Origin of the sequence: Rothia sp. HMSC058E10, from assembly GCF_001809415.1 — a bacterium.
In the GTDB taxonomy this organism is placed as follows: Bacteria; Actinomycetota; Actinomycetes; order Actinomycetales; family Micrococcaceae; genus Rothia; species Rothia dentocariosa.
This window is the reverse complement of the sequence record NZ_KV797640.1, coordinates 24,725-50,117: the sequence shown is the minus strand read 5'-3', so window position 1 is coordinate 50,117 and position 25,393 is coordinate 24,725. Positions and strand designations below refer to the sequence as shown.

General features: G+C 56.5%; 19 protein-coding genes and 1 tRNA gene. 14 read left to right on the top strand and 6 right to left on the bottom strand.

Annotated features, from left to right (window positions below):
• Together HMPREF2609_RS07680 and HMPREF2609_RS07675 are read right to left on the bottom strand one after the other, a co-directional pair.
• Positions 1 to 972, bottom strand: coding sequence for a glycosyltransferase family 2 protein (locus tag HMPREF2609_RS07680; protein ID WP_048754411.1), 972 nt, complete (start codon positions 970 to 972; stop codon positions 1 to 3).
• Positions 969 to 1,499, bottom strand: coding sequence for an acyltransferase (locus HMPREF2609_RS07675; RefSeq protein ID WP_048754410.1), 531 nt, complete (start codon positions 1,497 to 1,499; stop codon positions 969 to 971). The genes HMPREF2609_RS07680 and HMPREF2609_RS07675 overlap by 4 nt, the downstream gene beginning before the upstream one ends.
• Before the next feature lie 397 nt (positions 1,500 to 1,896).
• On the opposite strand from HMPREF2609_RS07675, the gene HMPREF2609_RS07665 reads away from it, so the two are divergent.
• Entirely contained in the window at positions 1,897 to 2,925 is a 1,029-nt protein-coding gene (locus HMPREF2609_RS07665) for a glycosyltransferase (RefSeq protein ID WP_070536221.1), read from the top strand.
• Positions 2,926 to 3,002: 77 nt separating this feature from the next.
• Here HMPREF2609_RS07665 and HMPREF2609_RS07660 read toward each other — a convergent pair whose 3' ends face one another.
• Positions 3,003 to 4,871, bottom strand: a complete 1,869-nt coding sequence (locus HMPREF2609_RS07660) for an ABC-F family ATP-binding cassette domain-containing protein (protein WP_070536218.1) — start codon at positions 4,869 to 4,871, stop codon at positions 3,003 to 3,005.
• 238 nt (positions 4,872 to 5,109) lie between these two features.
• Here HMPREF2609_RS07660 and HMPREF2609_RS07655 point away from each other — a divergent pair.
• The 3 genes from HMPREF2609_RS07655 (at position 5,110) to HMPREF2609_RS07645 (ending at position 7,707) form a co-directional block, all read left to right on the top strand.
• Positions 5,110 to 5,180: transfer RNA gene (locus HMPREF2609_RS07655), tRNA-Gln, on the top strand.
• 58 nt (positions 5,181 to 5,238) lie between these two features.
• Positions 5,239 to 6,681, top strand: coding sequence for a bifunctional UDP-N-acetylglucosamine diphosphorylase/glucosamine-1-phosphate N-acetyltransferase GlmU (glmU, locus tag HMPREF2609_RS07650; protein WP_070536216.1), 1,443 nt, complete (start codon positions 5,239 to 5,241; stop codon positions 6,679 to 6,681).
• Positions 6,682 to 6,720: 39 nt separating this feature from the next.
• Positions 6,721 to 7,707, top strand: a complete 987-nt coding sequence (locus tag HMPREF2609_RS07645; RefSeq protein WP_070536214.1) for a ribose-phosphate diphosphokinase — start codon at positions 6,721 to 6,723, stop codon at positions 7,705 to 7,707.
• Between the two features lie 151 nt (positions 7,708 to 7,858).
• Here the strand turns inward: HMPREF2609_RS07645 and HMPREF2609_RS07640 are convergent, their stop codons facing one another.
• On the bottom strand, positions 7,859 to 10,594 hold the full coding sequence (locus tag HMPREF2609_RS07640) for an arsenate reductase/protein-tyrosine-phosphatase family protein (protein WP_070536212.1): 2,736 nt from the start codon (positions 10,592 to 10,594) through the stop codon (positions 7,859 to 7,861).
• A 343-nt stretch (positions 10,595 to 10,937) separates the two neighbouring features.
• On the opposite strand from HMPREF2609_RS07640, the gene HMPREF2609_RS11045 reads away from it, so the two are divergent.
• Complete coding sequence (locus HMPREF2609_RS11045) at positions 10,938 to 11,441, top strand: hypothetical protein (protein ID WP_070536210.1); 504 nt, start codon at positions 10,938 to 10,940, stop codon at positions 11,439 to 11,441.
• 7 nt (positions 11,442 to 11,448) lie between these two features.
• Positions 11,449 to 13,266, top strand: coding sequence for an ABC transporter ATP-binding protein (locus tag HMPREF2609_RS07630; RefSeq protein ID WP_070536208.1), 1,818 nt, complete (start codon positions 11,449 to 11,451; stop codon positions 13,264 to 13,266).
• An 81-nt stretch (positions 13,267 to 13,347) separates the two neighbouring features.
• Here the strand turns inward: HMPREF2609_RS07630 and HMPREF2609_RS07625 are convergent, their stop codons facing one another.
• Positions 13,348 to 14,427 carry a glycosyltransferase family 2 protein gene (locus HMPREF2609_RS07625; RefSeq protein WP_070536207.1) on the bottom strand — a complete coding sequence of 360 codons (1,080 nt, stop codon included), beginning with the start codon at positions 14,425 to 14,427 and terminating at the stop codon, positions 13,348 to 13,350.
• 56 nt (positions 14,428 to 14,483) lie between these two features.
• Positions 14,484 to 15,464: an alpha-1,2-fucosyltransferase gene (locus HMPREF2609_RS07620; RefSeq protein ID WP_070536204.1), complete on the bottom strand. Its 981-nt coding sequence runs from the start codon at positions 15,462 to 15,464 to the stop codon at positions 14,484 to 14,486.
• 237 nt (positions 15,465 to 15,701) lie between these two features.
• Between HMPREF2609_RS07620 and HMPREF2609_RS07615 the strand changes: the two genes are divergently transcribed.
• The 8 genes from HMPREF2609_RS07615 (at position 15,702) to HMPREF2609_RS07580 (ending at position 25,387) form a co-directional block, all read left to right on the top strand.
• A complete protein-coding gene (locus tag HMPREF2609_RS07615) occupies positions 15,702 to 16,625 on the top strand; it encodes a glycosyltransferase family 2 protein (RefSeq protein WP_070536202.1) in 924 nt (307 codons plus the stop codon).
• A gap of 76 nt (positions 16,626 to 16,701) precedes the next feature.
• Positions 16,702 to 17,700: a CgeB family protein gene (locus HMPREF2609_RS07610; RefSeq protein ID WP_070536200.1), complete on the top strand. Its 999-nt coding sequence runs from the start codon at positions 16,702 to 16,704 to the stop codon at positions 17,698 to 17,700.
• Positions 17,691 to 18,779 carry an RNA-binding protein gene (locus HMPREF2609_RS07605; protein WP_070536197.1) on the top strand — a complete coding sequence of 363 codons (1,089 nt, stop codon included), beginning with the start codon at positions 17,691 to 17,693 and terminating at the stop codon, positions 18,777 to 18,779. Before HMPREF2609_RS07610 ends, HMPREF2609_RS07605 begins: the two co-directional genes overlap by 10 nt.
• Positions 18,779 to 19,519: an acylneuraminate cytidylyltransferase family protein gene (locus tag HMPREF2609_RS07600; RefSeq protein WP_070536195.1), complete on the top strand. Its 741-nt coding sequence runs from the start codon at positions 18,779 to 18,781 to the stop codon at positions 19,517 to 19,519. Before HMPREF2609_RS07605 ends, HMPREF2609_RS07600 begins: the two co-directional genes overlap by 1 nt.
• A gap of 71 nt (positions 19,520 to 19,590) precedes the next feature.
• Entirely contained in the window at positions 19,591 to 21,834 is a 2,244-nt protein-coding gene (locus HMPREF2609_RS07595) for an N-acetylneuraminate synthase family protein (protein ID WP_070536193.1), read from the top strand.
• A 9-nt stretch (positions 21,835 to 21,843) separates the two neighbouring features.
• Positions 21,844 to 22,935 (top strand): acyltransferase family protein, encoded by a 1,092-nt coding sequence (locus HMPREF2609_RS07590; protein WP_070536191.1) that lies wholly within the window; start codon positions 21,844 to 21,846, stop codon positions 22,933 to 22,935.
• Positions 22,932 to 24,065 (top strand): glycosyltransferase, encoded by a 1,134-nt coding sequence (locus tag HMPREF2609_RS07585; protein ID WP_070536189.1) that lies wholly within the window; start codon positions 22,932 to 22,934, stop codon positions 24,063 to 24,065. Before HMPREF2609_RS07590 ends, HMPREF2609_RS07585 begins: the two co-directional genes overlap by 4 nt.
• Positions 24,062 to 25,387: an ABC transporter permease gene (locus HMPREF2609_RS07580; protein WP_070536186.1), complete on the top strand. Its 1,326-nt coding sequence runs from the start codon at positions 24,062 to 24,064 to the stop codon at positions 25,385 to 25,387. Before HMPREF2609_RS07585 ends, HMPREF2609_RS07580 begins: the two co-directional genes overlap by 4 nt.
• Positions 25,388 to 25,393: the final 6 nt, after the last annotated feature.

The window sequence follows — 25,393 nt, the reverse complement described above, 5'->3', positions numbered from 1 at the left end:
TTAGGAATAGTCCCTTAATCCTCTAATAGGCGCAGTATCCAGCCGCAGCGGCTTCGGAATACGCTTGAGAATGCGGTACTGAAGAATACCCTCCAGCGCCCCAAGGTTACCGCCCGCCAGATACGCCGCCCGAAAACGGGTTGCAGGGTTTATAAGCTTAGGGGCCTGCCGCAGAACCTCCAGGATAGACGCCTTCGTACTGGGACCGCGCATTCCATGCCGTCGATAGTGTACCCACAGCAGTACCTTGTATTTTTGGTAGGCGCGCTGCTGATGAAAAATGCGTTTAGGTTTATCCCGCAGAATATAGTGCAGAAGCGGCCCGTGCGTGAGCGCCGCCGGAACGCCTGCAAGCTGCACTCGCCAGGCAAAATCGGTCTCTTCGGAACTCTTATACGAAGAATCCATACCCCCGGCCTCAAGATATACGCGGCGAGGAATCGAAAAATTACCCCCGGCAACCGTCGGCAGAAAACCAGCATAGGGGGTGAGCTCATCGTCGTAGAAAATCCTGGTGCGTGTGCTCAGAGTCTTCTGATCATCGCCGGGTTCAAGACCGTAAGCCTGTAGAACTTCGGGAGTATTAACCCGGTCATGAAGCAGAGACCCGCTTGCTATGACAGGGGAATATAGGTTTTGTACGTACAGATGTGAAGCCACCCAGTCAGGTTCTACAAGATCATCGCCATCGCAGAAGATGAGGATATCACCTGCGGCTTGTACCGCCCCCATATTGCGGGCGTGGCTGGCTCCGCCACGCTGGGATGCATCTATTACCCGCAGGGGATAGGGGGCACTGTAGCTTTCGACCACGGTGCTGGTACTGTCGGTACTGCCGTTATCGCAAATGAGCACCTCAAAACTAGGGTTACCGGTTTGGGCTGCGAGTGCATCAAGCTGCTGCGTAATGTAGTTGGCGCCGTTATACACCGGAATGATGACGGATGCCGCTACGGGCTCGGGATGAGTCACGACCGGTCTCCTTTCACTTGCTCGGCTACCGGGTACGAGTTCCCTTCGGTATCAAGGTCACGGATGCGCCGCGCCGGAACGCCCGCATACACGCCATGGGGAGCACAATCGTGCACCACCACGGCACCGGCGGCAATCACGCATCCTTCGCCGATCGTAACCCCGGCGGTAATGACAGCGTTTTGCCCCACCCACGTGCCGTTTTTGATGTGTACGGGACGAGTAATATTTGCTCCCGCGCGCTGAGCGGCAGAACCAAATTCATGGGTGTCGGCAAAAATGGTGACGCGCGGCCCCAGAAAAACATTATTTCCCAGAGTCGTATGCGCGCCCACCAAAGTTTCTTTATTGACAAAACAATTCGTGCCCATTACGACCTTAGGCATAATAGTGGAACTAGGATCGCAATATGTTCCGGCACCAAAAACAATGCCATTTTTGGTGAGTTCACGTCGTTTTTGCGCATTTGTGCGTTCTCGCCGCATAAGATGCAGGCGGTATTTCAAATCTTTGAGTTTCTGAATCATGAGAATTCGTGTGAGTGAGTGTGACCTATGCGGCTCTACCACCGTGGCAAGCCCGTCTGAAGATATTGTAGCCTACCTGCAGGCGGCGGTCAGCGGAGTGTTTTTTGGTAGGGAGCAATGCGAGAGTGTTTTCTTTATACGGGATCAGTTTATGCACATCCACATGAAGAAAACGCTCCCGGAATTTATGGTGCACTGAGTATTGCCTCCGTGTCTCTCAATAATCTGTGATATAAAACCCACTCCGTCATGGTGATTACCAAGTATCCCGGACGATACCTAAAAACGTATATACTAAGTGGTATATCGCGCGGTGTGATGACGCACATTTTGCATAGTTCAGGTCAAAATTACGCGCGACCTATTCCCGCTCGAACTCGCACGAAATGAATACCCCATGCCCCACGACGTAGATATTATCGTAGGCGTTCCCGAAGGCGCCGGGTGGGCGCCCATCCATGAGATGGCGCGCCTGATGGCATCGTACTTGGACGCGCGCATCGTCACCCCTGACCCGAGCGCATCGCTTACACCCGCCACCAAAATTCTGGGGCGCCTGCCGCGTATTCCCGGCGGAAGACGTACCGCCCTTGTTATCGCCAGCGACCCCGGACAGCTTTACGCTATCGCGCAGCCACGCCTCGCCGCACGACGCTATGCTGGGGTTTACGGGTGGGTTATCGATAGTTTCTGGGATGACCGCATTCCCGCCATCGCCACCAACGGAACCTATAACACCGTTTTTGTCGCGGACCGCGACGACGTGCACGATTGGCGCAGCGCCGGGGTTAAAAACGTGCGGGTGCTTCCCTGGGGTGCAGACGTGTGGAGTAGATTCGATGAGCATCTGGAGCATCCGAAAACCACCGATGTACTTCGCGTGGGGCGCCAACCCTCCGCCTATGACGATGATGAACACACCGCAGAGCTTGCCCGGCAGGCTGGAATAACCTTCGCTGGGCGCCCGCCGTTCGGTACAACCGATCGTGAATCCGTCGAGTCTTTGCAGAGAGCGCTCGCGGACGCCAAGTTTGTACTGGCTTTTAGTACTTTGGTGAGCCCCGCATCGTACACGCACCCAAACAAGGAGTACATTACCGGGCGTTGGACGGACGCGCTCGCCCACGGGGTGACCGTGGTGGGGCAGGTGCCTAAAACCGAAAGTACGCGCGAGATATTGTGGGATGGAGCGACCGTCGATATTGACCCGCAGGATGCTCGCGCCGGGCTGAATGCGGTGGCGCAGCTTATGAGCGAATGGACACCTGAGCAGAGTCGAAACCAGGTGCGTATGGCGCTGCAAAGACTGGATTGGCGGCACCGTTTCACCGAGCTATTTCAGGCTGCGGGTTTGCGCAGCCCCCGGCTGGATGCGGACCTAAAGGCTATGGCTGCGGAACTTGCGGATGCTTCCCCGAGTTTATAAAAAGAGCCTTGATAGTGAATGCAACGTTGAGGAACCCGTTTGATTCGCTATCAAGACTCTTTTAGCAGGGGAGCGGGCTATCCGAGGAGTTCCGAGAGCTCCAGCCAGCGCATCTCTAGCTCGTCGATCTCATCCTGAAGCGCCTGCTGTTTTTGCCCTAGGTCGGCAAGCCCGGCGTAATCGGCGGGGTCATGCATGCTCATCTGTTCGGAGAGCTTACTCTGTTCCTCGCCCAATTTCCCGAGGCGACGCTCAATCGCGGCGGATTCCTTCTGCGCCGCGCGTGCCTGCGCCCCCGATACTTTCGGCGTGCTCTTGGGGCCAGAGTCCGTTGGTTCAGCCTGGCCGCCAGAAACCGAAGAATCATTCTTTTTTGTTGGAGCGGATGCAGCGCCCGTAACACCAGCGGCAGAACCGCCCCGACCCGCTGCGGAAAGTGCCAAATACTCGTCCACACCACCGGGTAGATGCCGGAAAGAACCGTCAATCACCGCATACTGCTGATCGGTCACACGCTCCATGAGGTAACGGTCGTGAGAAACCACCAGCAGGGTACCGGGCCAGGTATCGAGCAGATCCTCCATCGCCGCCAGCATATCGGTATCCAGGTCGTTTGAAGGCTCGTCCAGAATCAGCACATTCGGCTCGTCCAAGAGAATGAGCATGAGCTGCAGTCGTCGCTTCTGCCCACCCGACAGATCTTTCACCGGAGTAGAAAGCTGCGCGCTCGTAAAACCTAGCCGTTCCAACATCTGCGAGGGCGACATCTCTTTGCCGTCGGCAATATAGCTGCGCTTCTTGCGGCCGATCACATCAGATACGCGGTCGTTCTCAACCTCTTTCAGCTCATCCAGCTGCTGGGTGAGGGTGGCAACCTTGACGGTCTTACCGCGTTTCACACGCCCCTCGGTCGGTTCCAAAGAGCCGGTGACCAAGGCAAGCAGGGTTGATTTTCCGGCACCGTTCACGCCCAAAATACCGGTGCGCTCACCCGGCGCAATCCTCCAAGTTACGCGACGCAGCACCTCACGTTTACCGTCGGGCAGCGAAGAATCCTCAAAGGTGACCGAGACGTTCTCAAGATCCACCACATCCTTACCCAAACGGGAAACCGCCATCTGCTTGAGTTCCACGGTATTACGCACCGGCGGCACATCGGCAATCAGCGCATTCGCCGCATCAATGCGAAACTTCGGCTTTGAGGTGCGCGCCGGGGCGCCGCGACGCAGCCATGCCAACTCTTTGCGCATCAGGTTCTGGCGCTTTGCCTCCGCGGCGGCCGCCTGCCGATCGCGCTCCACGCGCTGCAGAACGTAAGCCGCATACCCGCCCTCAAATGGTTCCACGATATTATCGTGGACTTCCCAGGTGTCGGTACTGACTTCATCAAGAAACCAGCGGTCGTGAGTGACCACGAGTAAGCCGCCCGCGTTCTTGCTCCAGCGGTTTTTCAGATGATGCGCAAGCCATGTAATTGCTTGCACATCCAGGTGGTTAGTGGGCTCATCCAGCATGAGCACATCCCATTCCTGTATCAGCAGAGCAGCCAGCGCCACGCGGCGACGCTGCCCACCCGAGAGTGAAGAAACCGGCGCATCCCAGGGCAGATCAGACACCAAACCCGCAATAACATCACGAATACGCGGCTGCGAGGCCCACTCATACTCTGGAGTATCACCCACCAGAGCATAACCGACCGTGTGAGAATCGTTGAGAACATCGGACTGATCCAGATACCCGATGCGCGTGCCACCGCGCGCCGTCACGCGCCCGGAGTCCGGTTCAAGACGCCCCGCCAGAATCTTCATGAGCGTGGATTTACCGTCGCCGTTGCGACCCACAATGCCGATGCGGTCGCCCTCATTAATGCCAACGGTCACCCCCTCAAAAATAGTGCGGGTAGGGAACTGAAGGTGCAGCGCTTCGCCGCCAAGTAAATGTGCCACATATCCAGGGTAACGCCTGACTCCCACACGCCTGGAAGTCTTCGTATAAATCCGGCGAAAACCACGCCGGTGAGAGATAAATCCCAGGGCATCTGAGGCACCACAGGCACCGTGTTAATGCAAAAATTAGGGCTTCCCGATGGCACAGAGTGGCGTGTGTGAGAACGCTGCTATTTTTGCTACACTATGGAGTATCCGTTTCTTTGTCCGTCAATCCGACGGGTGTTCATGCGGATAATCCGCCATGGTGTAATGGCAGCACAGCGGCCTTTGAAGCCGTTTGTCTAGGTTCGAATCCTGGTGGCGGAGCGAATAGTTCGGGGGTAGACTTCCGGCTATATCCCACACCTAACAAGGAGACATCTAGGTGAACGCAGAAAATCGGAAGGCACCTTCGGCTGTTATTGTTTTGGCTGCGGGAGCTGGCACTCGTATGAAATCTGCTACCCCCAAAGTTATGCACGCGATAGGCGGTCGTTCCATGGTGGAACACGCCGTAGCTGCCGCCCGAGACCTAGACCCCCAGCGTCTAGCCGTTGTAGTGCGGCACCAGCGTGATAAGGTAGCCCAGCATATTCTCGACTTTGATGCTCAGGTCACTATCGTCGATCAGGACGACATTCCCGGCACCGGTCGAGCCGTTGAAGTCGGTCTTAACGCCCTCGATAATTCCGATCTCGTTGATGGCACCGTGTTGGTCACCTACGGCGACGTACCCCTGCTTCGCGCCGAAACTCTGCGCGAGCTAATGGACTTCCACGAAGAGGGACGCAACGCCGTTACCGTGCTCACCACCAATATCGAAGAGCCCGGTGCCTACGGGCGCATCGTGCGCGACCAAGCGGGCGAAGTTACCGCCATTGTGGAGGCCAAAGACGCAACCCCCCAAGAGCTGGCGATTACCGAAATCAACTCGGGTATCTACGCTTTTGACGCCAAGGTTCTGCGCGAAGCTCTGCTAGAGGTCACGACCGACAACGCGCAGGGCGAAAAATACATTACCGATGTGCTCGCTATAGCCCGCGATAAGGGGCACCGCACCGCCGCCCTCGCTATTGAGGATCGCTGGGAGGTTGAAGGTGCGAACGACCGCGTGCAGCTTGCGCAGCTTGGGCGTAAACTCAACGAACGCATCCTGGAAAAACATATGCGTAACGGCGTAACTATCGTGGACCCGCACAACACCTGGATCGACGTAACCGTTACCCTTGAAAACGATATAATCCTGCTGCCCGGCGTGCAGCTGCACGGGACAACAGCGGTCGCCACCGGCGCAACTATTGGTCCGGACACAACCCTGACCGATATGACGATCGAAACCGGCGCCACCGTTATCCGCAGCCACGGTTTCGGCGCGACCATCGGCGAAAACGCCACCGTAGGTCCCTTCTCATACTTGCGTCCCGGTACCGTTTTGGGCGCGAATTCAAAACTCGGGGCCTTCTGCGAAGCCAAGAACTCACAGATCGGCCAGGACGCCAAGGTACCCCACCTCACCTACGTAGGGGATGCCGAAATCGGCGAAGGCGCCAATATTGGTGCGGGGTCCATCTTCGCTAACTACAATGGGGTTACTAAGAACCGAACCGTTATTGGCGCGCATACCCGCATGGGCTCGGGCGGCATCTACGTGGCACCTGTCACCGTTGGAGACGGCGCATATTCTGGTGCGGGAGCCCTGATCCGCAAGGATGTTCCGGCGGGCGCGCTCGCTATTTCTGAGACTTCCCAGCGCAATATTGATGACTGGGTTCTAAAAAATCGTGAAGGAACCGAGTCTGCACAGGCTGCTGAGGCCGCGCAGGAGTAGTTTTCACACACCGAGTTCACAAGGAAAGCGAACACAATCATGTCTAGCGAGATTACCAATCCTGGGATGCGTAAAATGGCAGTGGTGTCCGGGCGGGCGCATCCGGAACTAGCCGAAGAAATCGCTGCTGAACTGGGGCATGACCTGCTGCCGACCTCTGCGTATACCTTCGCCAACGGTGAGACCTATGTGCGCTTCGAGGAATCTGTGCGCGGCGCCGATGCTTTCGTGATTCAGTCGCACCCGGCGCCCATCAACGAATGGCTGATGGAACAGATCATTATGATTGATGCGCTCAAGCGTGCCTCCGCCCGCTCGATTACCGTAGTTTCGCCTTTCTACCCTTATGCCCGCCAGGATAAGAAGCATAAGGGACGTGAGCCTATTTCGGCTCGTCTGATTGCCGATCTGTACAAGACCGCTGGCGCGGACCGCCTGATGTGCGTCGATCTGCATACTTCGCAGATTCAGGGTTTCTTTGATGGTCCGCTCGACCATCTCTTTGCTGTCCCAGTTCTGGCGAATTATATTCGCGGGCGCGTTGAGAACCCCGAGAACGTGACCGTCGTTTCCCCGGATACCGGTCGTGTACGCGTGGCTGAGCATTGGGCTGCCCTGCTCGGCGGTGCCCCTTTGGCCTTCGTGCATAAGACACGCGATATTAACGTGCCGAATCACGCCGTCTCGAAAACCGTCGTGGGCGACGTTGAAGGGCGTTCCTGCGTACTGATCGACGATATGATTGATACCGGCGGAACCATTGCTGGTGCGGTTAAGGTTCTGAAGGATAAGGGCGCGAAAGAAGTCATTATCGCGGCAACCCACCCCGTATTTTCCGGTGAAGCCGTCGATATCCTTTCCGGATGCGGTGCCTCCGAAGTGGTTGTCACTAACACGCTGCCCGTGCCTGCCGAGAAGTCTTTCGATAATCTGACGGTTCTATCGATTGCTCCGCTGATAGCACGTGCTATCCGTGAGGTTTTCGACGAAGGATCCGTGACCAACATATTCAACGATCACGCCTAAATCGTATATATCGCATTCACCCCGTGGCCGAGCTTCGACAGTTCGGCGCGGGGTGATGTTATTGGACCGAAAAAATGTCCCCGTCTGAAAACGCTAGCGCTCAGACGGGGACATTAACTACTAGAGGCTATGCACCTCATAATCTGCTGTTTTAGCTCTGCACCTGTGCCTGCGAGAGCCACGGCAGAATCTCGAAGAGCGAGTTTTCAATCTCATCAACCGCGATGCGTGCTGCCTCTTTACCCTGACGGTACGGATCACCAATGTTATCGCTTGAGCGCGGTGCTTGATTATGGCTGTACAGGTATGAGATCGGTTCTGCCTCGGAACCGACTTCTTGCTTCAGATTAGCTACCTGCTTGATGAGATGAACCTTATGGTGGTACTGCGGCCATTCGCGGATAATCCAATCGGCGTGTTCCGCCTCCGCCACCAGGATCAGGGTAGCGCGTTCTACCATGTCTTCGGTGAGCTGCTTGGCGCGGTACCCGGAAATATCGTAGCCGCGCTCGTCAAGCTGTTTACCCACATGACGGTATACGCGCGAGCCCGAAAGTGCCGAAGTTCCGGCGCTGGTGAAAATCCAGTCGTCGGTCAGACCGTATTCTTCAGAGAGCTGGCTTGCGATAATCTCTGCCGCCGCACTGCGCGCTACGTTCCCTGTGCACACGAAGACCGCTTCCATAGGCCCCTGGAGCCTGGGAGCGAGCCTGCGCCTGCGCACCACGCCCGAGCGAACTTCGCCCGGCGCGAGCTTAAACGGAGAAGCATGGGATGCTGCACGTTTTACGGGACGGACGGAAGCTGTCGGATGCACAGATGCCTGAGCAGGAGCCGAACGGAAACCCGTCGGCTGAGCTGCTGGCTGGGTACCACCCTGCGTATCCGTATCCTGCGCATCCTGGGCGGAAGTGGAGAGCGCGTTGTTTGCGCCATCACGCACTTTCAAGGTCTGGTGAGCGGGCCGCGAGGGCTCTGTGCGGGTGTTCTCGTTAGACGTGGAACGAGCATTATCACGCTGAGCAAGTTTTCGCGCCAGCTGAGCCTGATTCTGCTCGCGCTGCTCTCGTTCAGACTGAGTCTGCTCGTCCTGCTGCCCGGCATTGGATTCTTCAGCGCGCGTGCGCTGAGCCTGTTCCTCTCGGCGACGGCGAGCCTCCAGACGTTGACGGTGAACTTCTGCGCGTTCACGCTCGCGCCGGGCCGCTTCATCTTCCTGGCGCTGAGCGTCCTCTGTCTGAGACTGCTGACTTTCTCCACTGTGAAGATTCAGTTCTTCCCGCGCGCGGCGAATAGCGATTGCCTCTTTACGGGTCTGCGGCTTATACCCAGGCTGCAGAAGCTTCTCCATATCGAAGCCCGCGAACTCGGGCTTGTTCGCAAGTTTCTCGCTGATAGAGGGTTCGCTCTGCTTTTGCCTCGTTGGAATATCCTCCGGGGTCTGCTTGGATGCTGCCGGAATGCTATTCCACGGATTAGCGGCAGCAGACTTTTTCTGGGGTGTGGGAATGCTGTTCCACGGGTTATGGGCTGCTGCTGTAGATGCCGTTGCCGTGCTCTGTTGCTGGGGAGTTTCAGGCTTTTTATGAGTCTGAGCATCTTGACGCGCGCGAGCCTGCGCTGCGGCAACAATTTTGGCGGGGGAGTAGCCAGGGTCGGACTGCGCAAGATGCGACTGAACCGGCTTAGACTGCACCGAGGAACGCGAAGCTACTTCAGCGGGCCTTGGCTGTTGGTGGGTCCTTCGCTGCGGTTGATGTGCCTGGGCGCGCTGCTGGGTGGGCTGGCTCTGGTTCTGCTGCGCCGATGAAGGACTCTGCTGGCGCTGCGCCATTTGCTCATTTGCTTGACGCGCAAGGTTGGTGCGCACCGTATTCTTCAAGGCAGCATTCCGAGCTGCAGGGTTCTTGGCAATTGAATTCTTGGGGCGTACCTTTTTTGCGCCGGTTGTTTTTGTGGATGCGGTGCGCGCCTGAGCTGACCTCTGCGGCGCTGTGCCAGACTTGGGGCGCTTGTTCTGCGCCGCAGCTGCACCGGATGCTTGTGAACGAGACGAGGTGGAACGCTGGGTTATGGGTATCCGCGCGGTCTTCGGGCGCGGAGAATTCGTGCGCGCAGCAGTATTTTCTACGCGAGGAGTCTGCTGCTGAGATTTATGCTGTTTTGCGTAACGCTGTGCCGCAGCCTGCACATCGTTGGTATCCATGAGAACCGTTTGATCCAGCTCTGCGCTGTTCGTCGTCGGCTTGGTAATCTGCTGCTCTGGCTTCTTTTTACGCTTTGAAATCTTGCCGTGGAATTCGCCGATGTTAATCGACCTGGTTTTCCGAACCATCGGGCTTGACTGCGTCTGTGGTGCCGCCTGAGAATTTTTACGGTTGCCGCCCACGGAACGCTGTGCCCCCGTGGCGGAAGAAAGTATGCTCGCGGCACGGCGGCGAGCATCGGCTGCTTGCTGCGCCCGCCTCTCTGCGGCCTGTTTTTCAGCTGCAGCACGTTCTGCAGCACGCCGTTCTTCTGCTTCGGCGACCGCAATATCGCGTGCCGCGCGTATGTTAATGCTGGATGTTACCGGCCCAGTGTGATGCAAACCCTGGGAGCGAGATTCGTCCTCTCGCGCTTTCCTCTTTTGAGCTGCGAGCGAGCGTACTTCTTGTGGAAGATCCTGTGACCTACGGGAAGCGCTACGTGCGGAACGTTGGGGCAGGTCATGTCGCGCGCTCAAACGTGCGACCCCGTCCTGAAGGGAAGACCTTGAGGATTCCCCTGCTCGGCGGCGTCCGGAAGCGGTATCGGCGGAGGGGGACTCACGGTTATCCTGCCCGGCAGGTACACCAGAGTCAGACAGATATTTGTCCCTGAGGGACTGAATATTAAAAATTCCCATGGATACCTTTCAGAGTCTCGGACGCTCCAGAAGCGCATTGCATTGCCTCCAGGGCAGGGCTACTCACCTATTATTTTACCTGTAGAACACAATTTGTCAGTCTTTGGAGGGTTCCTAGCGTGTATCTCGATGTTGTGTTAGGCACGAGCAGAGTACACGACGGTAGTGTTTACTCGGATAAATTTTCGCGAAAAAACTATGTATCATAATACGTCTTATACGCCGCAAAGATTAAGTAGAAATATGCATAATCTGAAAATAATCCTGATCTGCATGCTAAAATCTACATACGTATTTTACGTGTATTTTTATAGGCGCCTGCCGTTTCACGAAAGCACAATTCATGAAATTCCTCACCGCACTGCGGACTGAACTGGGGCAGCTAAGCTATTCACTCAAAGCTCGTAAAACCCCTCAACAATGGCGAGATCAATACGCCGCAATTCGTGGTATCCGCATTTTTAACACGCCATCTATACACTATCGAGGTCCCCGTACAGAAGTATGGGGTATTGCGATGGTTAAAGATGAAATAGATATTTTGCCTTATATACAGCGCGCGCAATCGCATCATCAGGTTGGTGAGCCGGTACCGGGGAATTGGATACGCCGCTCTCTCGTGTATTTCGGTGAGGTGAGTTTTGCCTTCTATCTGGTCCATGAAATTGTTATTTTCCGATTCATCAAGACCTCTTTAGGGCGCGATATGGTTCGCATGGATGCACGGGGAATCTTGATGATGCTCATAATCTTGGTGATTTCTATACTTGCAGCGATTATTGCGCATCATGCGATCGAACGTCCCGCACGTATTATGATTCTCAAGGCATCCACGCGCACTCTGTGAGGTTTTTATGAAAAATATTTATCGTAAACTCAGAATCTTCTTTCCCGGACGAAAATTTTATATTTTAATCCTCAATATTCTGGGGCTTTTCGTGGTGTCTCTTTTCGAGATGCTGGGTGTGGCGGCTATTCTACCTATCGTTAACCTGGCGATGGGTGCCCCTATTACCGGGTATTTACGAACTGTCGCGGAACTTTTCGGCAACTCCGACCGCACGCAGCTTATCGTGATTTTTGGTGTCGCACTGGTGCTCGCCTTTGTCATCAAGGGTGTGTTGTCGTTGATTATTAAGCGCTGGAGTCTGGGGTTTATTGCTACCCAGCAGAGCATTACCTCGGTGAATCTGCTCAACTGCTATATGCGTGAGCCTTATCTGGTTCACCGTAAGCGCGGTGCAGCGGCGGTGCTTAACTCGGTTAATGACATTGTGGGGCAGGCGTACAGCGCTTTCGTAAATGGTGTAATGAGCTTTATCGGGGATTTACTCTCCATCGTGGTGCTCATGGTGATGCTGCTGGTTCTTATGCCGCTTCCCGCGCTTTTCGCTTTTGCCTACTTCGGCGTGGCTGCCTTTGCGCTTCAATACGTTTTGCGAAGGAAAAATAAGGAGCAGGGCGAGATTATCCTGGAAGCTACGCGCGGCTCGATGAATGCAGCGCTTGATGCTGTGGTTGGGTTCCGCGAGATTCGTATGCACGGTGTGACCGAACGGTACCTGCACCGGTACCAGAGCAAGCGCATGGACTCGGTGAATGCGAATATGCGGAACGTTTTCCTTCAAGAACTTCCAAAGTATACCCTTGAAATTATTTTTATTCTCGGAATCGCCGCACTTCTAGCGATCATGAGCATGACTCAGGGTGTCGATAGCGCACCCTATCTGCTCCTTTTCGCCGGTGCCTGCATCCGTATTCTGCCGAACTACACGCGCATTGTGGCGTCCCTAGGTAATATTCGTTCCGGTGAGAAACCCAGCGATGAGCTTGTCCGCGAAATTGGGATGCTTGATGAACAGGGGAAGAAGCTCGACCTTCCGCCTGCTCCCGACTCTGATATTCAGGCAGAGTACGTAAACCGTGAGATTGAGCCCATCACTATTACGGTGGAGAACCTTTCCTTTACCTACCCCGACGGTGATCAGCCGGTGCTGAAGAACATTAACCTGCAGATTCCTATGGGTACATCGATCGCCTTCGTGGGCGGCTCTGGGTCGGGAAAGACCACCCTGGTTGATTTAATTTTGGGGCTTTTCAGCACCGAGCAGGGGCGTGTGTTGTGCAATGGAGTGCCGATCGAGCAGGATCTGCCCGCGTGGTTTCAGCGCATCGGGTATGTGCCTCAAGACGTCTTCATCGCCGATTCTACGGTGCTGGAGGCGGTTGCTTTCGGGCTTGAACCGCATGAGATTGATGAGGCGCGGGTGCGTGAATGCTTGGCTGTCGCTGAGCTTACCGAGGTTGTGGACTCCCTGGAGAACGGGCTGATGACGATGATCGGGCACAATGCTGTTCGGCTTTCGGGCGGTCAGCGCCAGCGTCTAGGCATTGCCCGTGCACTCTACCGCAACCCCAGCGTGCTCATTATGGACGAGGCTACCAGCGCCCTGGATAACGAGACCGAGCATAAGATTACCCAGGCGATCGAGCGTATCTCGCGGGATATTACAGTGATTATCGTGGCGCATCGCCTCTCGACGGTGCGCAATGTGGATCAGCTGATTTACCTTTCGCAGGGCGAAATCGCCGCGCAGGGAACCTTCACGCAGGTGCAGCAGCAGAACGAAGAGTTCGCCAATCTGGTGCGTTTAGGGCAGCTTCCCGAGTAGTCGGGCGAATCGACCTGAAAACAGTAGGACTGTGCCCGCCTCCCAATCTTGGGGAAGGCGGGCACAGGTCTATTGCTAGTTTTAGGCAGTCTTCGGCCGGGCTTCAAGGAAGGGTTTAAGGCTGTGCGCATCCTGCGGTATATCGCTGCCTAGGGGGTAGAGGCTTCCGCGCGGCTGCCACGCAAGATTTACGGGAATGGGCCTGCCCGCGATAAGATCCAACCAAATATCGGCAAGTTGTTTCTCGCTCAGCTCGCCATTTTTACGCCAGTGATACCCCAAATCTTCCGGCAAATCGGTGAGCTCAAGCGCCTTTGCCCCCTGCATGAGCTTGCGCTGCAGCTGCTGCCGTGAACGCCAAGGCAGATGTAAGATAACCACCCGATCGGTGCCCTGTGCCCCAGGCCGAAGCACCCGATGATTACCCATAGTGACGACCGATGACCGCCAGGATTTAAAGCACACCTTAGGGTCAAAATGCGCGGTTGTATCGAGCACCAGGTCTCCCGAGGCCGTAGGAAACAGGTTGTAGAGCTGCGAGATTTCCACGGTATTTTTGCTGGTGGACAGAACCTCGGCAAGCGTACCTTCAACGCCGAACCAGAACTCGTCCGCATCGAAAGGTACTACCCAGGTGGCACCGGCTCGCTGGGCACGATGGGTCAGATAGGTCATTTTCTCGGACTGATAGTAGGCGGGCTCCCGATCGCGCCCCACGCTCAGCGGCAGTTCACGGCTAAGTCGCTGAAGAAGCTCAAAAGTACCGTCATCTGAACCGTTATCGACCACCAGGATGCGCGCCACCCCCTGGGCATGCAGGTGCCGTAGGGAACGTTCGAGCACATCCGCCTCATTTTTGACCATCGCGACCGCCCACACGCCCTTGGTCGTGGGCAGGGGAGGGAGCTCAAAGGTTTTCTCTAGCTCCCGGTAACGGTTCTTAAAATCCCCCGAGCTCAGCAGGGCACGTGCCTCACGCCGGGTACGCAGATCGCGCTGCGCCAGAAAAAGCCGATGTTTTCCAGTGCGAAGCCCGCGAACCGTCGGGTCTATAAAACGGGCTTTAAAGCGCGATTTTTCAAGGCGTCCAGAGAAAAAATTACGGGAGTTAGATACGATTCGCTGCGAAAATTTAAACGGCGCGAGAAATTTGATGTTCATGGGTTATCTTCCGTGCTTGAGTATGAGTGAGTTGTGAAAGAGTGAAGTATAGGGTTTTACACGGTATCGCCTTCTTCAGGCAGAAGCCAGGTTCCCCCGTGCGGCGGCTTAACCGCATGCCAACGTGAAAAATGCGGATGCGGACGCATAGTTCCGGGCACCACGATAGGCTGGCGGGTTTTCGCATCGTACTCGTGGGCATTCGGTACGTACACCTCAACGGGGTGATCTGCCTGCGCCATATAAGCACCCCAGTACCCGAACGTAGTGTTCGTAAGAATAAGCCAGCGCGCCTTCGCAAGAACCGCTAAATCCGCGAACATACCCTCGCCGGTCTTATCGTAGATTACCGGGGCAATATCTTCGAGGAAACTCAGGTTTTCACGGCACCACTGCGGATCATCACTTGTGACCACAAAATTACTGGGACTCATACGTTTAAGCACCTGATCCAGGGCCTCACGTACATAGGCCACAGTATTAATACCGTAACGCTGCCGAATTGCGGGAACAGAATAATAATCACCGCGCCGAATACTGAGCACCACCGTATTGCTTCCTACAATATTGCCTACTGTAAGAATGTGCTGCCTAAAATTCTCAGAAGAAAGTAATCGTTCACGGGCAAAAATCTCAAGAGAACCGGGCGCAAAACTATCTTCTACATTGGTATCAAGACCAGAATAACGCCGGTGTAAAAACTTAAAATCTTTTGGATCCATCATGAGTTCCTGCAAAGCAGGAAATTCTGTAAGCCAAGGTTCTAAACCAGCAGTATTGAGCATATATGAAAAATCCCCAGCATCGGCGCGACGGTCAGCATCAACGGCCGCCAACAGATAAAGCCAATTACCGCCGCGAGAAAAAGGAGGCGCAATATACACTTTCTCGCGAGAGTGGCGAACTGTATCCAAAACCCGTGCAATACCGGGGCGTAAAAACCCCATCACACGAAAATAAGCTTCAACATGCGGCGGGCGCATACCCTCAAGTTCTGTTAACCGGGTTTTATCTTCAGACTCAGAACGACGATTCACACATAACTCCCTGGGATTTACACACGCAATACCTTTATTATGAGGCAAAATTACGCTGTGTAGTCACCTGATATGTCGATACTATATTAGAATTATAAAGTAACACTCACTCACGAGGATATGACGGCAACAACTATGTGCAGTATGCCGAGAGTTTCCTCACGAATAAACACATACGTTTACAGACAATGTTTGATGACCGGAACATAGATGTAAACCGCAACAGAAAGCATTTTTGTGACTTCGTCAGCAGAAACTATCTCCGCCATTATTCCCTTTTATGGCGAACCTGCTCCCGTGCTGAATTTAATTGCCAGCCTGCGCGCGCAGCGGGGAATAACCCCCGAAAATCTTGAGATTATCGTTTCTGACGACCGCTCACCCGTACCCTTTCCCGACACTGAAGGCGTGAGCATCGTGCGCCGCGAGCGCAACGGTGGGTTCGGCAGCGCCGTAAACTCCGGGGCTGCACGCGCACGTGGAGACTGGCTGATAATCCTCAACAGCGACCTTGAACTCGACGAAAACTTCATCAGCTCAATGCTTACGGCGCTCGCCGCCTATCCGCAGGTGCTCGCCAGCCCCCAAGTAGTCGGTCACGACGGAAAACACCAGTGGGTAGCCCGAAAATTCCCCACCGTGGGGCATATCGCGTGGGAATGGTTCACACCCCTGGCACGCTTCAAACCCACGCGCCTGTGGCATCGCGGGGTAGGGCACGATATAAGTGCCTGCACCGCCTTGAGGCCCCACGGAACCGACTGGGTTATGGGCGCCTGCATGATGGTGCCCCGCACTGTATACGAACGGGTAGAAGGCATGGACGAGCGCTTCTACATGAACAGCGAAGAAGTAGACTTCCAGCGCCGCCTTGCCGAGATTGGGGTGCCGCGCATCCTGGTGCCCGAGGTGACGGTCACCCACGAAGGAGGGGCATCCAGCCCCTCAGCCCGACGCCGCCAATGGCTTACCACCGCACGATTTATCTACGCCGAAAAATGGGGTTTCGAGAAGAATCTGCGGCGCGCCCTAACCCTCACTAGCTACGCCAATTACGGCTTCAACCTGGTGCGGTCCCTGCGAAATCACCGAGTGAACCCGCGCGAGATTCTGAACCACGAACTAGAGCTGATCCGGCGGGGAACACGGCACGAAAACTAGTCGGGTAACCGCGCCGAACCTGGCTTTCCCGCACGAAGGATCACAGGACAGAGAAGAACCACAAAGGATACACGAGATGAGAGCCCCCACGATTCTGCTGGTTTCGCCAGCGTTCCACGGGTATTGGAAGGCTATTGAGGCTTCGCTAAGCGTTGCCGGATACGAGGTTCGCACCCATATTTACGATGCTCCCGGCACAGTTGCCGACCGTATCCGCAATAAACTCGCGCACGAACTGCCCGAAAAATATCGGCCCGCATCCGCCGCAGCCCAGGCGACCGCTCGTGCTATCGTCGCGTTTGAGGAGTATCGCCCCGATATTGTGCTCGTCATCAAAGGGGACCTGCTGGGGGATACCTGGTGGCAAAAACTTGAAGAATCCGGGGTGCGCTACGGAACCTGGCTCTACGACGAGCTGCGTCGCATGTCATACACCCTGGAAGATTTACCGCGCCTCGGAGCGCTCGCAAGCTATAGCCCGCAGGATGCCGAATACCTGCGCTCCCTAGGGTACGCCGTCTTGGATATGCCCAACGCCTACGATTCGCACTGCACGATCGCGCCGGTTACCGAAGACGCCATCAGTTTCGTCGGGGCGAATTACCCCAACCGTGAGCATACGCTGCGTGCCCTGCACGAGGCGGGGATACCCGTGCGCGCCTACGGGCGAGACTGGTCGCGCCACCCCTGGGATATAGCCCGAACCCGCAGATTCAAGGGCACTGGAATTCCCGCACACCGTGATATCGACCGATCCGCCGCCTACGGGGTCATGGCATCGTCACCGGCGACCCTGAATATCCACCACAACCAAGACGGCTTCACGATGCGCACCTTCGAAGCCCCCGGTGTGGGTGCACTTCACCTGATCGACCGGGCCGATGTGGCGCGCTACTACGAACCCGGGCGCGAAGTACTGGTCTACGAGAGTACCGAAGAACTTATTGACCTGTGCGCCCGCATCTTTCGTGAACCCCGCTGGGCGCATGCAATCCGTGAGGCCGGGCAGCGACGCACCCTCGCCGAGCATACCTTCGATGATCGCGTCAAAATTTTGGAGAAACTATGGGCCTAAACTACCCCGTCGATCTCGAAGCCTGGCATGCCTGGCAGCAGCGCCAAAACACTCTGCGCTGGGTGAAAGGACGCGCCCAGAATATGGTGCGCGCCCGCAGAGGTGCCCAACAGGACATGGTTTCCGGCATGCTCTATACGCGCGGGGCAATACCGCGGGTACTGATCGTGCTCGACTCGTTCTCACCCACAAGCCGCAACGCCCTGCTGGAACCGCTCAAACACCTCGAAGGGGTGGGGGTCGCGCTCTGGTGCCCGAGTGACGCTTCAGAATATCTCAACGGACGATACGCCAGCACACGCTATAGCCGCAAAGACTGGACCGCAACCCCGATACGCGCCGATGAGCTCGCCGAAAAACTACCCGGCGTGCGCCTCGTGCTGTCCTTAGGACACTACCTGCCGCGCGGTCACGCGGCCTACCGATTCGCCCGCGAACGCGGCATAGCCTACTGGGTAGTACAGCACGGGCTGCTGGTTCCGCACGCCCCGCCGCTGCCCATCGGTTCAACTCTGCTCGCCTTCAGCGACGAGGACGCCCAATTTTGGGCTTCCGGACGCCGCGACGTGCAGACGCATACCGTCGGCTCACAGCTGCTCTACCGCGCTATCCAAAATACGCACGGTGAAACCACCAAATCCCTGGGCAAAATCCTATTTCTGGGGCAGATGCACGGCGCGGAATTACCACGCGCATCCTTCGCCCGCGCCGCGCACAGCTTTTTGAAACACCACGACGGCATCTACCGGCCGCATCCGAGCGAAACCGATAAACTCTCCCGCGCCATCCACACGCTCTGGGAGATAGAAGGCATCGCCATAGACCGCTCTACTACGCCTCTGAACGAGGTGCCGAACCCGGTGGTCTCAGTCTTTTCAACCGGCGTGCTTGAGGCCGCAATCCGCGGTATTCCGGCGTGGGTATACCACCCGAACCCACCCGCTTGGCTCGAAGAATTCTGGGCACGCTACGGCATGAACCGCTGGGGCGAAGACCCCACGCCGGCGCCAGAACAACCCGCAGTCGAGCCCGCCCACACTATCGCTCAGCTCATCATCGACTACCTGGAGGCATACTAATGCGCGTTCTCTGCGTTATTCCCGTGCGCGGCGGTTCCAAAGGTATACCGCGTAAAAACCTGCGCGAGATCGCCGGAAAACCCCTGGTGGCGTGGACTATTCTGCAGGCGCTCGCCGCCCGCGACGAACTGGCGGGGGAGCACGAGGTGCGGGTCGTGGTCTCAACCGAAGACCAAGAACTCGCCGCCATCGCCCGCCACTACGGCGCCGAGGTTCCGTTTATGCGCCCCGCGCATCTTGCCGAAGATACCACAGCCACCGAACCGGTGATCGAGCACGCCATCGACTTCTATACGGGCGAGGGCTGGGCGCCGGATGCGGTCATGCTGCTGCAAGCCACCAGCCCGGTACGTCTGCCCGGCACCTTGGCCCGCGCGGTGCGTCAATTCGCCGAGAACGGCAAAGACTCATTGGTTGGGGTTATCCCGATCGGCCCGTTTATTTGGCGGTGGCACCCGGATGCCGAACCTACCGCAGAGTTCGAGATTATGGCGCGCCCGCGCCGCCAAGAACTCACACAGGAGACCTTCCGGTACCGGGAGAACGGTTCGCTCTACCTCACCAAAACTCACGTGTACACCGAGCACCACAACCGTCTGGCGGGGTATCCTGGAGGAACCATTGATCTTTTCACGCTTCATGAGGTCGAGGGCGTCGATATTGATGCTCCTATTGATTTTTCGGTCGCCGAGCATCAGCTCAAGCAAATTCTTGAGAGCCAACCCGGCGTAAGAAGCTAAGCCTCAGCGTCAAAAGACCCAACACTCACTCTCACTAAACACAAGTTTTCTTGAAGAAAGCATCATAAACCGTGATTATCGAACGTAATATCGCGCCCTATGTGGTCTTCGCCGAAGACCCGATTCTGACTGCGCTTCACAAAATTTCTGCCAACGGTCAGCGCATCATCTTTCTCGTCAACGAATCCGGCATTTTGCGCGGTTCGCTTTCGGACGGGGACTTCAGACGTTGGCTGATTGCCAACCCCACCGCATCCCTAGAGACCAGCGCACTGGCGGCGGCGAATACGAACCCGCAGACCGCCCCCGCCGATAGCGACCCCGAATCTTTACGCGGCTACTTTGCGCGCGGTATCGAGCATATTCCACTTATCGACGAACGCGGTCATCTGGTGGCGTTGGCAATGGACGAGCAGAACGTGCTGCGCATCGGAAAGCACACCATCAGCGAGGATGCGCCCGCCTTCATCATCGCCGAGATCGGCAATAACCACCAGGGGAGCGTGGACTTCGCGAAAGAGCTGGTGGACCTCGCGGTGGAATCCGGTGCGGACGCTGTGAAATTCCAGCTGCGCGATCTGGATGCGCTCTACCGCCAGCGCGGCGGCGCCACCGCGGGCGAAGACTTGGGTGTGCAGTACACCTTGGATCTGCTCTCACGGTTCTCGCTGAGTGTTGAGCAGATGTACGAGGTATTCGACCACGTCAAAGAGCATGGTCTGGATATTTTGTGCACCCCCTGGGATGCTCCATCCGTGCAGGCGCTCGTCGATTACGGTATTGCGGGCATGAAGATCGCTTCCGCAGACCTGACGAACCACGAACTGCTGCGCGATGTTGCATCGCGCGGGCTGCCCATGCTGGTATCCACCGGTATGAGCCGCGAAGAAGAAATCCTGGACTCGGTGAACTTGCTGCGCAAGGCGGGCGCATCCTATGCCCTGCTGCAATGCCAATCCACCTACCCGGCACCCTTCAAAGACGTGAATCTGGCGTATATGGACCGTCTCGCCGAGATCGGCCAATGCCTGGTCGGCTATTCCGGGCATGAACGCGGCTACCATGTGCCCGTGGCCGCTGTTGCGCGCGGTGCAAAGATTATCGAAAAGCATTTCACGACCGATAAAACTCTGGAAGGCAACGATCACACTGTATCGTTGCTGCCCGAAGAGTTCGCGGCGATGGTGCGGCAGATTCGTGACATTGAGGAATCCATCGGCACGGCCGCGCCCCGCGAGGTTTCCACCGGTGAACTGATGAACCGCGTGAACCTGGCCAAATCACTGGTTGCAACCCGCAGCATAGCCAAAGGTGAGGTAATCACCGAGGCGGATGTGGCCGTCAAGTCGCCCGGCCGGGGCCTGCAACCGAACTACCTTCCGCAGCTGCTCGGGCGTACCATCCAACGCGACGTTGAAGAAGGATCGTTCTTTTTTGAGGGCGATCTGAAGGACGACCTCGTAACCCGGCGCGACTTCACCTTTGAACGCCCCTGGGGTCTGCCGGTACGGTACCACGACTACAAACCCCTGATCGAAGAGGCAACACCGGATTTCCTCGAATTCCACTTCTCCTACAAAGACCTTGATATCAATATTGACGAGGTCTTTGAGAAGAAACTGCCCATGAGCTTCACGACCCACCTGCCTGACCTCTTCGCCGGGGACTTTCTGGTCGATCTGGCCTCCCGCGACCCCGAAGTCTGGGAACGCTCCATCGCCGAGGTGCAGCGCACCATCGACATTACCCGCGATTTGACCCGCTACTTCACGGTGGACGAAGACCCCGTTATGGTCGTCACGATGGGCGGCTTCACCAAAGACAAACACATCCCGGCGAGCGCCCGTGCCGCAAAGTACGAGCGCATCGGCGAAGCCCTGAGACGGCTGGATACCGCCGGGGTGCGCCTGGCGGCACAGACTCTGCCGCCCTACCCCTGGCTGATGGGTGGGCAGCAGTACCACAACCTCTTCCTTGACCCGCAGGATACCGCCGAATTCGCGCGCGCCTACGACAGCGCTCTCTGCCTGGACATTTCACACACCATGCTCGCATGCAACTTCCTCAAAATTCCTCTGTCGGAGGCGGTAGCACAGCTGGCGCCGCGCTCCATCCACCTGCACCTCGTCGACGGTATCGGCGTAGATGGCGAAGGCGTGCAAGTAGGCGAAGGCGATGTCGATTGGGCTGCACTGGGCAAGCAGCTGCGTGAGCTGGCGCCGAAAGCATCGTTTATCCCCGAGATCTGGCAGGGGCATATCAATAACGGCGAAGGCTTCTTCACCGCCCTAGACCGCCTCGAAAAGTGGCTGTAGGTCGGTTTCGTGACACCACCAAGAACCGTTCAGCACGCCCGAAAACCCGGCGAAGTACTCGATAACAGCTTTATCACCCCCGGACGATTTAGCGAACTCGACGGGCTGCGCGGAATAGCGGCACTGGCCGTTGTGGCCTACCATTTCGGGTACCCCGCCGTGCAGAACTACCCGCGCATCGCCCCCGAACCGTACTCTATTCCGTTCGGAGAACTAGGGGTGCAGCTTTTCTTCATCATCTCGGGGTACGTGATTTTGTTGAGCGCTATCAAAAGCGGTTCCGCCCTAAAATTTGGTATTTCGCGTTTCGCCCGTCTGTACCCAACCTACTGGTTAGCGCTTGCGGTTGCTGCGGCTGTGTATTTTCTCTACGGTAATCCCGGCAGGGATATTACGGTGGCGCAAACTCTGGTTAATGCGACGATGATGCAGCGTTTTATGCTGGTCGATAATGTTGATCAGGTGTATTGGACGCTCGCCATTGAGTTACAGTTCTATCTGCTTATGGGTCTCTACCTGGCTGTGCGGCGTGGAAAAATATATCGCCGCGAGATCACGATCGGTATTTTTTGCTGGACAACCTTAGGGCTGCTCATCTGTTGCATATTTCACCCGGAGGCGTCCCTGACGGGTGCCCCCAAAATGCTGGTGTGGGGCGTGGTTGCCGAGCATGCGGCTCTGTTTAGTCTGGGCATGGTGTTCTTTATGTACAGCCACGACCGCAGGTTTACCTGGCTGATGCCGTATTGCGCTGCGGCGGCCTCTATCAATGCTTTCCTCATGCACGATAGCGCCCACGGGGTGGGAGTCGCCATCATATGTGCGGTGTTTTTCGCCGTTATCTATGTGCGCCATGTGCCGTTTTTGGCGCGCGGACCCTTGCACGCGCTCGGCACAATATCGTACCCCCTGTATCTGGGGCACGCGATGCTTGGCTATATGCTGATCGATATGTTCTACCCCTGGGCGGGGGCGTGGGGCGCGCGCATATTGGCTCTCGCGCTGGTTCTACTCTGGGCGTGGTGCGTGCATAGTACGGTTGAGACACGAGTTTCTGCCGCCCTGCGTAACGTTCTGACACGAAAGCTGGTGAGGGCATGAGTACAGCCAAGACTTTGACCGTGCTCTGGGTTGTTCCGGTTCCCGACTTCGGGGGAGTGGCGCGACATGTTCTTGACGTTGCCCAAACCGGTATTCCCGGGTATCGCCTGGTTGTCTGCGCGCCCGAGGGAAAACTCACCGAGCGCCTTCGCGAGCTTAATATTCCCGTTCACGCCGTACCCTTCGGACCGAGCCGCGGTTTTAGAACCTCGTTCGCCTCGCTCACACACGTTATTGAACGAGAGAAGCCCGCTATCGTGCACAGTCACCTTGCCTATGCGGATGTTATCGCCGCCGCCGCCGTCAACTCCCTCAAGATGCGGCGGCTTGCCAACCGTTCACTGACCGTTCCCACGCTCATCACTACCGAGCACGGAATCGCGGGGGATGATGCCGTCTACCACGGCACCTCCTGGCGTTCTAAGCTCATGGAACAGGTGCACCGGGTGCGTCTGTGGGGCACCAATGCGGCTATTGCCGTCTCGCGCTCTACCGCCGAGCAGATGCGCCGTAAATGGGGCGCTCGCAGGGTGAGCATCATCTATAACGGGGTGGATGCGCCCCGGCTGCGCACCGCCGTACACAAGCACCGCGTGCTGACCGAACCGGATGCGCCGCGCATCCTCTCGCTCTCACGGCTCTCGCCCGAAAAAGGTATTGACGTGCTGATAGAAGCATTCGCCCAGCTGCGCACCGTGTACCCCAAGGCGCACCTTGAAATCGCGGGGGAAGGTGACCTTGCCGATACCTTGGCGCAGCAGGTGCGGGAGCTGCATATCAGCGATGCCGTAACCTTCAGCGGGTTCGTCGATCCCCTAGAGGCGATGGGCCGCAGCGATATGGTGGTTCAGCTATCCCTCTGGGAGAACTGTTCTTATACGCTCTTGGACGCTAAAGCCGCCGGATTAAAAACCGTGGCAACCGACGTGGGCGGAAACCCCGAAATTCTTGCCCCCAACGAGCTTGTTAACCGCCGCCAGAACGCATTCTGTGATAGCGTTTTAGAAGCTCTTATGCGGAACTGTGAAGCCTCGGCCCCTTCAGCATGGACGTGGGTAACCAACGCCGAGATGACGGCGCAGATCGCAGAACTCTACACTCAAACACACAAGCATCAAGGACTAGCATGAGCACTCACCTAGGAACATCGCTATCGCCTAGCTCGCAGCACCGGAACGATAGCGCAAACCTCTCTGCGCGCGTTAGTCACGGGCTCAAAAAGAGCGGTGACTATGTGCGGGACAACAGCAATCAGCTGCGCATACCCGAATTCGTAATTTTCGGTGCCATGGTGTTCGCTACCGTGCTGCCGGTCATTAACCAGCCCCTCAGCCAGATTGCCGTGGTTATCGGCGCACTCTACGGGCTTACCAAGCCTGCACAGTACGAACTTGGCAGGTTTAAATCTCTGAAAACTATTATGTGGTTGGGCTTGGTCTACATGATGTTCGTATCGCTTTTGCATACCGCCAGTGCTGATGCTTTCGACTGGCGACAACGCTTAGTTCGCATGATCTTCACCACCATTCTGATGTGGAATCTTGCCGAGGGGCGGCTGCATTTTAGATCCGCTATCGCAGGATACCTCACGGCGCTTCTGATCAACGTTCCCGCCTTCTATCTGGGAATTACCGAACGCTCGGATGGCAACGTTCTGGTGGGTTTCCTCCACGATAAAAACTATGCGGGCCTGGCGTACGCTATCTTCGGTGTACTCGCTTTCGCCATTATGCGCACTATGCCCGAGCGTATTTTCGCCTTCGTACTGGGAACTTCGGTGGTGTGGCTAACGAACTCGCGTACCTCCATCACGGCGTACCTGGTAGGCGTGCTGTGGGTACTGCTCGCTTCCCGATTCAACTTTATGGTGAGGATGTTCCTGTTGGGTGGGGTCTGGGCGCTTGTGCAGACACTCGCCACAGACTATGCCCAGGTAGGGCAGTTTGCCTCGCGTGTGGGCTCCGATATGCTTCGTGAACGTATTGATGCGGTGGCACAAGAAAAAGCCGAAATTGCGGGGTTCTTTGGAAGCGGACTTGGAGAAGCCTACGCGCCCCTGCAGGATAGGAACTGGGTGTATCACAACTCCTATCTAGTGCTTCGTACCGAGGGCGGTTGGGTCTGGACAGTTTTCGTCATCGCTATCACGATTATCGTGGGGATGCGCATCTTCGTCTCAAAAACCTCCTGGACCGTCGAAGAAAGAGTGGGACAGGGTGCAGCGATAGCCATGCTCGTCTGTGGTTTGAGTCTGGGCGAGGTCTTCTACACCTTTACCTGGGCAATTGTCATTGCTTATGCGGTTCGCGCGGGTGCCATCTCCCGGAACAGAGAACTTGGCATGCCGGGGTATGAGGCGGAAAACTTCGTGGGGGTAGACCGGCGTATCGACATGCCAAAATCACCCGAAAAAATCACCGCCTATATTGCGAACCGGATCAAAAACTCCTAGAACCAA